The 12,232-nt window shown below is 72.1% G+C and carries 10 protein-coding genes; 6 read left to right on the plus strand and 4 right to left on the minus strand.

Annotated elements, in window-relative coordinates:
• The coding region (locus IC63_RS14950) for a histidine kinase dimerization/phospho-acceptor domain-containing protein (protein WP_332257829.1) at positions 1-815 on the minus strand (815 nt) is incomplete at its 3' end.
• A complete protein-coding gene (gene dusB, locus IC63_RS14955; protein ID WP_036721826.1) occupies positions 812-1,858 on the minus strand; it encodes a tRNA dihydrouridine synthase DusB in 1,047 nt (348 codons plus the stop codon). The genes dusB and IC63_RS14950, both read right to left, overlap by 4 nt.
• A gap of 239 nt (positions 1,859-2,097) precedes the next feature.
• Between dusB and IC63_RS14960 the strand changes: the two genes are divergently transcribed.
• From IC63_RS14960 to IC63_RS14975, 4 genes are all read left to right on the plus strand, one after another.
• Positions 2,098-3,480, plus strand: a complete 1,383-nt coding sequence (locus IC63_RS14960; RefSeq protein WP_036721828.1) for an L-serine ammonia-lyase — start codon at positions 2,098-2,100, stop codon at positions 3,478-3,480.
• Positions 3,481-3,593: 113 nt separating this feature from the next.
• Entirely contained in the window at positions 3,594-4,154 is a 561-nt protein-coding gene (locus IC63_RS14965) for a hypothetical protein (protein ID WP_036721830.1), read from the plus strand.
• A 164-nt stretch (positions 4,155-4,318) separates the two neighbouring features.
• Positions 4,319-6,553 (plus strand): YjbH domain-containing protein, encoded by a 2,235-nt coding sequence (locus IC63_RS14970; protein ID WP_036721833.1) that lies wholly within the window; start codon positions 4,319-4,321, stop codon positions 6,551-6,553.
• Positions 6,550-7,206: a YjbF family lipoprotein gene (locus tag IC63_RS14975; RefSeq protein ID WP_036721836.1), complete on the plus strand. Its 657-nt coding sequence runs from the start codon at positions 6,550-6,552 to the stop codon at positions 7,204-7,206. The genes IC63_RS14970 and IC63_RS14975 overlap by 4 nt, the downstream gene beginning before the upstream one ends.
• Before the next feature lie 132 nt (positions 7,207-7,338).
• On the opposite strand, the gene IC63_RS14980 is transcribed toward IC63_RS14975, so the two are convergent.
• Together IC63_RS14980 and IC63_RS19200 are read right to left on the minus strand one after the other, a co-directional pair.
• Positions 7,339-7,545, minus strand: a complete 207-nt coding sequence (locus tag IC63_RS14980) for a hypothetical protein (protein ID WP_408633586.1) — start codon at positions 7,543-7,545, stop codon at positions 7,339-7,341.
• Between the two features lie 358 nt (positions 7,546-7,903).
• Complete coding sequence (locus tag IC63_RS19200) at positions 7,904-10,054, minus strand: pseudouridine synthase (protein ID WP_198026344.1); 2,151 nt, start codon at positions 10,052-10,054, stop codon at positions 7,904-7,906.
• A gap of 112 nt (positions 10,055-10,166) precedes the next feature.
• Here IC63_RS19200 and IC63_RS14990 point away from each other — a divergent pair, with 112 nt between their 5' ends.
• Together IC63_RS14990 and IC63_RS14995 are read left to right on the plus strand one after the other, a co-directional pair.
• The gene (locus IC63_RS14990) at positions 10,167-10,613 is read left to right on the plus strand and encodes a nucleoside deaminase (protein ID WP_036721842.1); all 447 of its coding nucleotides are present in this window, start codon (positions 10,167-10,169) and stop codon (positions 10,611-10,613) included.
• A gap of 76 nt (positions 10,614-10,689) precedes the next feature.
• A partial coding sequence (locus tag IC63_RS14995) for an ATP-binding protein (RefSeq protein ID WP_156965516.1) occupies positions 10,690-12,232 on the plus strand: 1,543 nt, incomplete at its 3' end.

Genomic DNA, 12,232 nt, shown 5'->3' on the forward strand with positions numbered 1-12,232 from the left:
ACCCCACCTTGCCCGACCCCGCCCAGGTCGATGCTGCGCCGGGCGCGGTCAAGGATGTCGTGGATGTTGACCGCGCGGCGCTGCGGCGCAGTGGTGTCGCCAAAGCGTTCCACCTGGTCCAGCAGCGCCACGATGCGGCGGCTTTCGGCGACGATGAGGTCGGTCAGCTCGCGGTCCTCGGCGTTGAGCCCCTCGGCCAGCAGCTGGGCGGCGCCGCGGATTCCGGCGACCGGGTTCTTGATCTCGTGCGCCAGCATCTCGGCCATGCCGATGGCGCTGCGGACGCCGTGGCGGGGGGACGGGCCGTGACCATCGGGGCGGATCACCATCACCGTCCCGCCCCCGGGCAGGGGCGCCAGGTTCAGCGCCGCCTTGCGCCTGCCCCAGCCGCCGGCGCGGTCCGAGATTTCAAAGACGATGCGCGGATGCAGGGCCGGTTCCTCGGACGCCGCCGTCGCGGCCAGCAAGGGCGCCAGCTCGGGCGACACCCGCAGCCGGGACAGCAGGGCGGGATCGTCGGCGGCATGCCCGGCGACCGATCGCGCCGACAGGTTCAGCCAATGCTCGGCGGCCTCGTTCAGCCCGGTCCAGCGGCCCTGCGCATCGAAGCTCGCCACCGGCAGCGGCAGCGCCGACAGCACCTCGGCCGGGTCAGCGGCGGGAGCGGCAAGCGGGTCGGGGACAGGGGCGGCAAGCGGGGCGGCGGCGGCAAGCGGGGCGGCATCGCGCGCGGGATCGGGGCCATCCGCCGGCGGCCGCGGGCGGCGCACGGTCTCGGCGTGGCGCCGATCGGGGCCGGCCGGCCGCGCCATCATGCCGCCTCCCGCGCGCCAGGCGCGCCGGAAAACACCGCGCGGATCGCCGCCGCCGCGGCCGCGGGCGACGCCGCCGCCATCAGCGCCGCCCGCGCCGCCCGCAGGTCAGGCAGACCCGCCGCGTCGGCATACCAGCCCAGGTGCTTGCGCGCGACGCGCAGCCCCAGGTCGCGCCCGTAATGGGACAGGATGTCGTCGTGATGGGCCGCGACCGCCTCGGCCAGCGCCGCGCCCTGCGGCACGACCGGCGCCGGCGTGCCGTGCAGCTCATGCGCGATCTGCGCCAGCCGCCAGGGCGCGCCCTGGGCGCCGCGGCCGACCATCACCGCATCGGCGCCCGACAGCGCCTCGGCCCGCCGGGCGCTCGCCGCGTCCAGCACGTCGCCATTGGCGATCAGCGGCAGGTCCGGCACCGCCGCCCGCACCGCGCGGATCGCCGCCCAGTCGGCGCGGCCGGTATAGAACTGCGCCCGGGTGCGGCCGTGGACGACGATCATCCGCACCCCCGCATCCCGGGCCCGGCGGGCGAGGTCGGGCGCGTTCAGGCACTCCTCGTCCCAGCCCAGCCGCATCTTCAGCGTCACCGGCAGGTCCGGCACCGCCGCCACCACCGCCTCGATCAGCGCCAGCGCGCGGTCGGGTTCGCGCATCAGCGCCGCCCCGGACAGCCCGCCGGTGACCTTGCGGGCGGGGCAGCCCATGTTGATGTCGATGATCGCGGCGCCCATGTCGGCCACGATCCGCGCGGTCTCGGCCACTGGCCCGGCCTCGCGCCCGGCGATCTGGACGCTGACCGGGACGCCGTTCTCCTCGACCATCGCCTTGGCCCGGACGGCGGCGCGGGTCGAGGGCCGGGGCGTCACCATCTCGGTCGAGGCGACCATCTCGCTGACCACCAGCCCGGCCCCCCGGCCGCCCGCCTGGCGCGCCACGGCGCGGCGGAACGGCAGGTCGGTGATGCCGGCCATCGGCGCCAGGAACACCGGCGGGTCCAGCGTGGCGGCGCCAAGCGTGATCGGGCGGCGGGCGGAAGCGTTCGTCATGGGATGCACTTGGACCTGTCAGGGGCGGGGCAAAAGCCGCGACCCCGTCCCGGCGGGGGTGCCGGGGACAGCGACGGGGCTGCCTGCCGCGGATGGCACCTTTATGCCCAATTTCTGGGCAGCAGGCAAATGGCGACAGTGACGCCGCAGATTTGCGACGCAACGGCACGAGCCGCTTGGCGGGCGCCGCGGCGGCGCCTAGGCTGTCCCGACTGTCCGCAAGCCAAGGGCGCACCCGCATGTTCCTGTCGGTCTTCGATCTCTTCAAGGTCGGCATCGGGCCGTCCTCGTCCCACACCATGGGGCCGATGGTCGCCGCGGCGCGGTTCCTGGACAGCCTGCGCGCCGCGCCCTTCCGCCCCCGCGGCCTGCGGGCCACCCTGCACGGCAGCCTCGCCTTTACCGGCAAGGGCCACGCCACCGACCGCGCCGTGGTGCTGGGCTTTGCGGGCTTTACCCCCGACACGATGGATCTGGCCGAGGCCGAGGCCGCGCTTGCGCGGATCGCCGCGACCCGGACCGTCTCGCCCGAGGGGCTGGGCGATCTGGCCTTCGATCCCGAGCGTGACCTGATCTTCGACTATGACCGCCCCCTGCCCGGCCATGCCAACGGCATGGTCCTGATGGCGACCGACGCGCAGGGCGACGTGATCTCGCGCGAGACCTATTATTCCATCGGGGGCGGCTTCGTGCTGACCGAGGCGGAACTGGCCGAGCGTGCCGGCGACCGGCGCAGCGACGCCGCCGCCGCGGTGCCCTATCCCTTCGCCACCGCGGCCGAGATGCTGGAGATGGCGGCCGAGTCGGGCAAGTCCATCGCCGCGATGAAGCGCGCCAACGAACGCACCCGCCGCAGCGACGCCGAGATCCGTGCCGGGCTGGACCGGATCTGGCAGGTGATGCGCGACTGCATGGATCGCGGACTGGCCGGACAGGGCACGCTGCCCGGGGGGCTGAACGTCAGGCGCCGCGCGCATGGGGTGCACCAGTCGCTGCTGGCCGAACGCGGCATGAACCTCGCCCCCCCGCATGTCGTCAACGACTGGCTCTCGGCCTATGCGATGGCGGTGAACGAGGAAAACGCCGCCGGCGGGCAGGTCGTCACAGCCCCGACGAATGGCGCCGCCGGCGTGGTGCCGGCGGTGATCCGCTACTGGCTGGATCATGTCCCGGGCGCCAGCATCGCGCAGCTGGACAAGTTCCTGCTGACCGCGGCGGCGGTGGGCGGGCTCATTAAGCACAACGCCTCGATTTCCGGGGCCGAGTGCGGCTGTCAGGCCGAGGTCGGCAGCGCCAGCGCGATGGCCGCGGCGGGGCTGGCGGCGGTGCTGGGCGGCACGCCCGAGCAGGTCGAGAACGCCGCCGAGATCGCGCTGGAACATCACCTCGGCATGACCTGCGACCCGGTGCGCGGGCTGGTGCAGGTGCCCTGCATCGAACGCAACGGCTTGGGCGCGATCAAGGCGGTCAGCGCCGCCAGCCTGTCGCTGCGCGGCGACGGCACCCACCTGGTGCCGCTGGATGCGGCCATCGAGACGATGCGCCAGACCGGCCAGGACATGAGCGAGAAATACAAGGAGACCTCGCTGGGCGGGCTGGCGGTGAATGTCCCGAACTGTTGATGGCGGAACCGCGCCGGATCACGGCTGAAACGCCCGGCAATGCTTGTCTTGGCGGGGGTCGGTGCCGTAAGGCTGTCATCAAAAGAACGAGAACCGGGACAGGATCCGAACAGATGAACGCTCGCCTTACCCTTCTGGCGCTGCCGCTGGCGCTGGCCGCCTGCGACGAACAGGCGATGAAGGACTTTCGCATGCCCTGGGACAAGCCCGCGCCGGTCGTGGCCGCGGCCCCCGCGCCCACGGCGCCGCCCAAGCCCGCGATCCCGGAACCGACCGGCGCCTCGCCCACGCAGCAGCCGCTCGAGGTCGCGGGCGACCGCGTCAAGGTCGCCACGGCGGATGCCGAGACGCTGAACACCGCCAGCTACCTCGCCGGCGGCGAGGGCTGGACCGCCACCGTCAGCGGCGGCAGCGTCCGCTTTGAACGGCCGGGCGCCAAGGCCGCCACGGTCAAGGTCCAGCGGCTCGCCTATGCCAAGGGCGTCGAGTATGTCGGCACGCTGAACGACGCGGCTTTTGCGCTGAACATCCGTGGCGAGGATTGCGGCGGCCAGCCGATGACCGCGACGCTGCGCGCCAACGGCAAGACCTATGCCGGCTGCGCCTCGCCCGGTGCGGGCGCTGCGGCCGAGGCCGCGGCCGCCGCTGCGCCGGCGGCCAAGCCCAAGGCGTGACGCCTTCCCGGCTGGACGCAGGTCGCCCAGCCGGACCCCCCGCCGGCGCGCCCGGCACCGTGACCTGCTGCGGGCGGCCCGTTCGCCCGATCCCGACCTCTGCCCGCCGGCGCAGCTTGCGTCCCTCTCGGGCGATCCGGCCAGACCGCAAAGGACAGCCCCGCATGACGTCGCGCCGCCTCACCCCCACGACCCGCCGCCTGCTGGCAACGGCCATCCCGGTTGCGGCGATGACGCTGATCCCGGTCACCGCGGGTCCGACAGCCGCGCTGGCCGACCCGATGATCGGCCAGGTCATCAACCGCTATGGCCTGCCCGGCATCATCGACACCCCCACCGCCGAGGCGATGCCCGACGCGACTCTGGGCGCGGCGCTGTCGTGGAACGAGCTGGGCAACCGCACGGGCCTGAGCTTCCAGGTCCTGCCGCGGGTGTCGGTGGCGCTGCGCTATGGCAAGTTCGACAGCACCGAGCAAGAGCGCGGCTATGTCCGCGACCGCTCGTTCGACATCCGCGTGCTGCTGCTGGACGAGACCCCCGGCAGCTGGCGCCCGTCGGTCGCGGTCGGGCTGCAGGATGCGGTGGGCACCGGCTTCTATTCCTCGGAATACGTCGTCGCCAGCAAGACCGTGACCTCGCGGCTGCGGGTGTCGGCCGGTCTGGGGTGGGGGCGCCTCGCCTCCTCGGGCGGGCTCGGCTCGCCCTTCGGCGACCGCGGCGCGCCGGATGAAGGCGAGGGCGGCACGCTGAACACCGACCAGTGGTTCAAGGGCGAGGTCGCGCCGTTCCTGGGCGTGTCGTGGAAGGCCACCGACAAGCTGACCTTGCTGGCCGAGTATTCCGGCGACGACTATGCCTGCGAAACCGGCGACGCCGAGAACTGCGCCCGCAGCGTCTGGCTGTCGGACAAGGACCCGCTGAAGAACAACCTGAACCTGGGGTTCAGCTGGCAAGCCGGGCAGAACTACCAGATCGGCGGCTATGTGCTGGGCGGCAAGCATTTCGGCATCCAGGCCAGCATGACGCTGAACCCGCGCCAGTCGCCCTATCCCTCGGGGCTGGAGAAGGGCCCGGCGCCGGTGCGGCTGCGCGCGGCCCCCTCGGCCGATCCCGATGGCTGGTCGGGCGTCTGGGCCGGCGATCCAACCGCACAGCCGGCGATCCAGAAGGCGCTGGGCGACGCGCTGGCCAAGGAGGGCCAGACGCTGGAATCGATGGTGCTGACCGCCAACCGCGCCGAGGTCCGGATTCGCAACAACCGCTATATCCAGCACGCCGAGGCCGTGGGCCGCACCGCGCGGCTGATGACCCGGGCGCTGCCGCCCTCGGTCGAAACGCTGGTCGTGACCTCGGTCGAGGGCGGCATGCCCACCTCGTCCGTGACCATGCGCCGGTCCGATGTCGAGCGGCTGGAGAATACCGAGGCCGGCCAGATCGCCAACGCCGCGGTGCTGACCGACGCCGATCCGCGCCCGGCCGGGCTGGTCCGGTCGCCGGGCATCGCGCCGCGGTTCAGCTGGGCGCTGAAGCCCTATGCGACGCTCGGTCTCTTCGACCCCGATTCTCCCGCCCGGATCGAGGTCGGCGCCGAGGCATCGGCCCGCTACGAGATCACGCCGGGTCTGACGTTACAGGCCGCGGTCCGCCAGCGCCTTGCCGGCAACGCCGACCAGAAGGCGCCGGGCAAGCTGACAGTGGACGAATATCTGGCGATGACGGATGACGAGATCATCGCCGACAACAACGGCGTCTATCGCGTCCGGTCGGATTCGCGGATGTATGCGGGCAACACCAGGCCGCGGATCCCCGAGCTGACGCTGAACTGGAACGCGCGCCCGACGTCGACGGTCTATTCCCGCGTCACCGTGGGCCTGCTGGAAAACATGTATGGCGGCGTCTCGGCCGAGGTGCTGTGGAAGCCGGTCAACTCGCGTCTCGCCCTGGGGGCCGAGGTCAATCGGGTGAAAAAGCGCGACTACCGCGACAATTTCGAGTTCCTCAATTACGAGGTCACCACCGGCCATGTCTCGGCCTATTATGAGTTCGGCGGCGGCTTCGTGGGCCAGCTGGACGTCGGCAAGTATCTGGCCGGCGACAACGGCGCCACGGTGACACTGACCCGCGAATTCGCCAATGGCTGGTCGATCGGCGCCTATGCGACCAAGACCGACCTCAGCGCCGAGGAATTCGGCGAGGGCAGCTTTGACAAGGGCATCACCATACGCGCGCCGCTGGCCTGGGCGCTGGGCACGCCGACCAGGCGGATGGCGCGCGGCGACCTCAACTCGCTGACCCGCGATGGCGGCCAGCGCCTGCGGGTGGACGGGCGGCTTTACGAAACGATCCGCGACAGCCACTCGACGAAAATGTATGACGGCTGGGGGAGGTTCTGGCGATGATCCGCGCAATCCGACACGGCGCGACCGCGGCGCTGATCGCCACCCTGGCCGCCGGCTGTTCCAGCAAGGGCAACCCGGCCGACGAGGGGCCCTCGGCGCTGGGCATCGCCCGCACCGCGCTGGCGCAAGTGACGGCGGGGCGCGCCAGGACCGCGCAGCCGGCCGCCCCGACGGACCCGCAGGCGATGGCCGCCGAGGCGCTGGCGGTGAACCCCGGCCCGCTGATCCTGGCGGCGCTGGAATCGATGGGCACGACCCAGGTGCTTGCCATGACCGGCGAGAACAACGGGATGCGCACCTTCATGACCATGAACGAGCAGGCGGTGATCTTGCGCGGCTTCATGCTGAGCGGGACGCGCGGGCTGGGTCACGACCTGTCCGTGGCCGAGGCAGCGCAGAGCGCCGCGCTGGTCGCCGCGCGCCGGTCCGGCACCGCCCGGCGAGTGATGCGCTATTACAGCGGCGACGGGCTGGAGCGGCCCATCGACTTCACCTGCCAGATCGGGCCGGGACCCAAGCCCGGGGTGATGGTCGAGGATTGCGCCGGCCACGGCATCCGCTTCCAGAACAGCTACCTGCCCGGCGCGGGCGTCTCGCGGCAGTGGGCCGGGCCGGGCTTGGGCTACATCACCATCCAGGTGCTGCGGAACTGACCCGCCCGCCTGAGACCGACAGGGGCCCGCCGCTTCCGGCGGGCTTTTTCATGCGCGCCTGGACGCGGCACGGTGCAACGAAAAGGGGCCAGTCTTTCGACTGGCCCCTCATCGGTACCGATGTAGGTGCGATTACTCGCTGTCGTCGTCGTCCGACGCCACGGCGGCGATGACGCCCAGCAGCAGCAGGGCGGGGACAACCAGGCCAGCGTTGGTCGACGCCGGACGGGTGTCGACAACGACGGGCTCGACGTCAACGACCGGGGCGACATAGCCACCGGCCAGAGCGGTCGAAGCGGACAGGCCGAGGGCCAGGGCGAAGGTAGCGAATTTGGTCATGATCATGCTCCGTACTATTTTGAAGTCTGCCGGTAACCCGACAGCATCGAGGCGACAATTGCACAACTCCCCGATGTTGGAAAGCCGGACCAAGCGGGCCTGCTACGGGTCGAAAGCAACTGTTGCATATTCGCCAACACCTTATGGGACAGCCGGTTCCCACGCGGCGCAGAGGTCAACGATTTGTTGCCCCAAGACGACATTTCGGGCCGTCTGCCGGTAAAGTGATCGCAAAACCCGGGGAAATCTGCGCGGTTGGGGGAACCTGACGGGCACGGCCCGCACATGCTGCCACCCCGGACCCACGGCCATCGGCCGAATCGCCGGACGGCGTCGGGGGACGCCACCCGGCCGTCGTTCACTTGGACCCGCGCGGAGTCCTCGGCCCCGTGCCGGGCCCGCCAAGACGCGGCCCGCGTGACCCGGCACCGCCCGAACGGGGGCCGCCAGAACGGGGACCGCCAGAACCGGCGCCGCCACCCTTGCCCGGCCCGCCCCGCGGCCGGTCGCCTGATCCGTAGCCGTCGCGGCCTTGCGGCCCATCCGGACGCCGGCTGCCGCCGGTCTTGCCCGGCGCGCCGCGATCATCCCGGGGCTTGCCCGGCCCGTCCGAGCGGGCGCGATACGGCTTGGTGGGTCCGTCGCCAGAACGGGGACCGTAGGGTTTCTCGGGACCGACGCCCGACCGGGGCCGAGAGGGCTTTGCGGGGCCATCGGCAGAGCGGGGACGGTAGGGCTTCTCGGGGCCGTCCGCAGAGCGCGACCGATAGGGCTTGTCCGGGCCGTCGGCCGAGCGCGGACGGTAGGGCTTCTCGGGGGCGTCGGCCGAGCGCGACCGATAGGGCTTGTCCGGCCGTGCCGCGGTCTTGCCGGCACCGCCGGCAAAGCGGTCCGCGCCGGGGCCGCGCCGCGGTCCGCCGCCAGTCCGCTCGCCCCCCTCGGGGCGCGGCGCGCGCGGCTTGCGGTCGAACCCCTCGCCCGAGCGGGGCGGGCGGGTATCGCCCTCGTCGCGGTCCCGCCGCGGATAGCTGCGCCGGGCCGAGGTATCGCCCTCGTCGCGCGCCGGGCGCGGGGCGCTGCGGTCGTCGCGGCTCCAGCGCGGCTTGCGCGCGGCGGTCCCCTCGTCGTCGCGCCGCGCGCCATAGGGCTTGCGCTCAGCGCCACCTTCTGGCCGCGGTGCACGCGGCTTGCGGTCCAAGCCTCCATCGCCCTCGCTCCGAGGTTGCCGCGGCGTCCATTCCCGCCGCTCCTCGCCCTCGCGCCGTGGGCCGCGCGGCTTGCGGTCGAAACCCGAATCCCCTTCGCCACGCGGCGGGCGCGGCGTCCATTCGCGGCGCTCCTCGCCCTCGCGCCGTGGGCCGCGCGGCTTGCGGTCGAAGCCGGAATCCCCTTCGCCACGCGGCGGGCGGGGCGTCCATTCGCGGCGCTCCTCGCCCTCGCCTCGCGGTCCGCGCGGCTTGCGGTCGAAGCCCGCGCCGTCGCGATCATCGCGGCGCGGCCCGCGGGGCTTGTCCGGCCCGCCACGGGCCGGGCGGCGGGCGCCCTCGTCGGCCTCGTCCTCGCCGGTCAGCAGCCCGCCCAGCTGGTCGCGCAGGATGCGGCGCTTGACCTCGCGGACCTCGTTCGCCTCCATCCCGATCAGCTTGAAGGGGCCATAGCCGATGCGGATCAGCCGGTTCACGATCAGCCCGACATGGGCCATCGCGCGGCGGATCTCGCGGTTCTTGCCCTCGCGGATGCCGACCGTCAGCCAGGCGTTGGCGCCCTTCTGGCTGTCCAGCTTGACCTCCATCGGGGCGAATTCCTCGCCGTCGATCACCGCACCGCGGCGCAGCGGCGCAAAGGTCAGGTCGCTGGGGTTGCCGTTCACCCGCACCCGATAGCGGCGCAGCCAGCCGGTCGAGGGCAGCTCCAGCCGCCGCTTCAGCTCGCCGTCATTGGTCAGCAGCAGCAGCCCTTCGGAGTTGAGGTCCAGCCGGCCCACGCTCATCACCCGCGGCAGGTCGCGGGGCAGCGCGTCGAAGACCGTCTGGCGGCCCTTTTCGTCGGCCTCCGAGGTCACAAGCCCGACCGGCTTGTAATACAGCCACAGCCGGGTTTCCTGCGGCGCGTCCATCGGCGTGCCGTCGATCCGGACCTTGTCCGAGGGCAGGATGTCCAGCGCCGGCGAGGTGATCTTGTCGCCGTTCACCGTCACCCGGCCCTCGACGATCATGCGTTCCGCCTCGCGGCGGCTGGCGACGCCAGCGCGGGCCATCATCTTGGCGATGCGCTCGCCCGAGGCACGGGCGGGGGTTTCCGGCGCGTCATCCTCGGGCGTCTCGGGGGTGTCGTCCTCGGGGGCCTCGGTTGCCTCGGCCTCGGCGCCGTAGATCTCGGCGTATTCCGCCTCGGTCTCGGCAGTATCGGCGACCGGCGCGTCCTCGGGGGCCTGCTCGGGCGCGTCCGCGGGGGTATTCTCCGGCGTCTGGTCGGTCTCGGGGGAATTGTCGGGGGTATTGTCGGTCATGGCGATCTCTCCTGCGCATCGCTGCGGTGGCAAGCGGCCTTGATACGCCCAACGGGGCCGAATCGAAAGCGGTTCTTGCGCGGGACGCCGCGGCAGGGCATCCCCTGCCCCCATGTTCACCAGCCGGATGGATGACGCCCTGACCGAGGCCCGCGCCGCCGCCGCCCGCGGCGAGGTGCCGGTGGGCGCCGTGCTGTGCGACCCGCAGGGCCAGGTCGTGGCCACCGCCGGCAACCGCACGCGCGAGCTGTCGGACCCGACCGCCCATGCCGAGATCCTGACGATCCGCGCCGCCTGCGCCGCCGCGGGGTCGGAACGGCTGCCGGGCCATGTGCTGTGGGTGACGCTGGAACCCTGCCCGATGTGTGCCGCCGCGATCAGCGCCGCCCGGATCGCGACGCTGTATTACGGCGCCCCCGACCCGCGCATGGGCGGGGTGGCGCACGGGGCGCGGGTCTTCGACCACCCGCAATGCCATCACCGGCCGCAGGTCTATGACGGCATCGCCGCCGCCGAATCGCAGGCGCTGCTGCGCGGGTTCTTTGCCGCCCGTCGCTAGGGTGCCGCCACGGCGACGCATCCGTCCCTTGCGCTCCCCTCGCCCCTGCGCAAGGGTCGCCGCAGCCGAAATGGGGGTGCCGATGTTCCAGAAGATCCTTGTCGCCAACCGGGGCGAAATCGCCATCCGCGTGCTGCGCGCCGCCAACGAGATGGGCAAGCGCACCGTCGCCGTCTATGCCGAGGAGGACAAGCTGGGCCTGCACCGCTTCAAGGCGGACGAGGCATATCGGATCGGCGAGGGGATGGGCCCGGTCGCGGCCTATCTCTCGATCCCCGAGATCATCCGCGTGGCCAGGGCCAGCGGCGCCGATGCGATCCATCCGGGCTATGGGCTGCTGTCGGAGAACCCCGATTTCGTGGATGCCTGCACCGCCGCGGGCATCGCCTTCATCGGCCCGACGGCCGAGACGATGCGCGCGCTGGGGGACAAGGCGTCGGCGCGCCGGGTGGCGGTCGCGGCGGGCGTCCCGGTGATCCCGGCGACCGAGGTGCTGGGCGACGACATGGACGCCATCGCCGCGCAGGCGGCCCAGATCGGCTATCCGCTGATGCTGAAGGCCAGCTGGGGCGGCGGCGGGCGCGGGATGCGCCCGATCGCGTCCGAGGCCGAGCTGGCCGAGAAGATCCGCGAGGGGCGGCGCGAGGCCGAGGCGGCCTTTGGGAATGGCGAGGGCTATCTGGAAAAGATGATCCAGCGCGCCCGCCATGTCGAGGTGCAGCTGCTGGGGGACAGCCACGGGGGGCTTTACCATCTTTACGAACGCGACTGCACCGTGCAGCGGCGCAACCAGAAGGTCGTGGAACGCGCCCCCGCCCCCTATCTCAGCGACGCGCAGCGGGCCGAGGTCTGCGGGCTGGCGCTGAGGATCGGGCGCGCGGTCGGCTATCGCAACGCCGGCACTGTCGAGTTCCTGCAGGACATCGACTCGGGCGCCTTCTATTTCATCGAGGTCAACCCGCGGGTGCAGGTGGAACACACCGTCACCGAGGAAGTCACCGGCATCGACATCGTCCAGGCCCAGATCCGCATCGCCGAGGGCGCGACGCTGGCCGAGGCGACCGGCGCGCCGTCGCAAGAGGCGGTCACCCTGTCGGGCCACGCGATCCAGTGCCGGGTGACGACCGAGGACCCGCAGAACAACTTCATCCCCGATTACGGCCGGATCACCGCCTATCGCACGGCGACCGGCAACGGCATCCGGCTGGACGGCGGCACGGCTTACGCCGGCGCGGTCATCACCAGGTTCTACGATTCGCTGCTGGTCAAGGTCACCGCCTGGGCGCAGACCCCGGACGCCGCGATCCGCCGCATGGACCGGGCCCTGCGCGAGTTCCGGGTGCGGGGCGTGTCGACCAACATCGACTTCGTCATCAACCTGCTGAAGCACCCGACCTTCCTGTCCGACACGGCGACGACCAAGTTCATCGACACCACGCCCGAGCTGTTCGACTTCACCCCCCGCAAGGACCGGGCGACGCGGATCCTCACCTATCTGGCCGACATCACCGTGAACGGGCACCCCGAGACCGCCGGCCGCCCGCGCCCGGCCGAGGCGCGGGCGGCCGGCGGTCTCGGGGTGCCCGTTCACGGTGATGTCGGCCAGATAGGTGAGGATC

This window comes from Paracoccus sphaerophysae, assembly GCF_000763805.1.
In the GTDB taxonomy this organism is placed as follows: Bacteria; Pseudomonadota; Alphaproteobacteria; order Rhodobacterales; family Rhodobacteraceae; genus Paracoccus; species Paracoccus sphaerophysae.

Coding starts and splice junctions, on each gene's coding strand:
- dusB (WP_036721826.1), bottom strand. CDS start 1,858: ATGACGAACGCTTCCGCCCGCCGCCCGATCACGCTTGGCGCCGCCACG.
- IC63_RS14960 (WP_036721828.1), top strand. CDS start 2,098: ATGTTCCTGTCGGTCTTCGATCTCTTCAAGGTCGGCATCGGGCCGTCC.
- IC63_RS14965 (WP_036721830.1), top strand. CDS start 3,594: ATGAACGCTCGCCTTACCCTTCTGGCGCTGCCGCTGGCGCTGGCCGCC.
- IC63_RS14970 (WP_036721833.1), top strand. CDS start 4,319: ATGACGTCGCGCCGCCTCACCCCCACGACCCGCCGCCTGCTGGCAACG.
- IC63_RS14975 (WP_036721836.1), top strand. CDS start 6,550: ATGATCCGCGCAATCCGACACGGCGCGACCGCGGCGCTGATCGCCACC.
- IC63_RS14980 (WP_408633586.1), bottom strand. CDS start 7,545: ATGACCAAATTCGCTACCTTCGCCCTGGCCCTCGGCCTGTCCGCTTCG.
- IC63_RS19200 (WP_198026344.1), bottom strand. CDS start 10,054: ATGACCGACAATACCCCCGACAATTCCCCCGAGACCGACCAGACGCCG.
- IC63_RS14990 (WP_036721842.1), top strand. CDS start 10,167: ATGTTCACCAGCCGGATGGATGACGCCCTGACCGAGGCCCGCGCCGCC.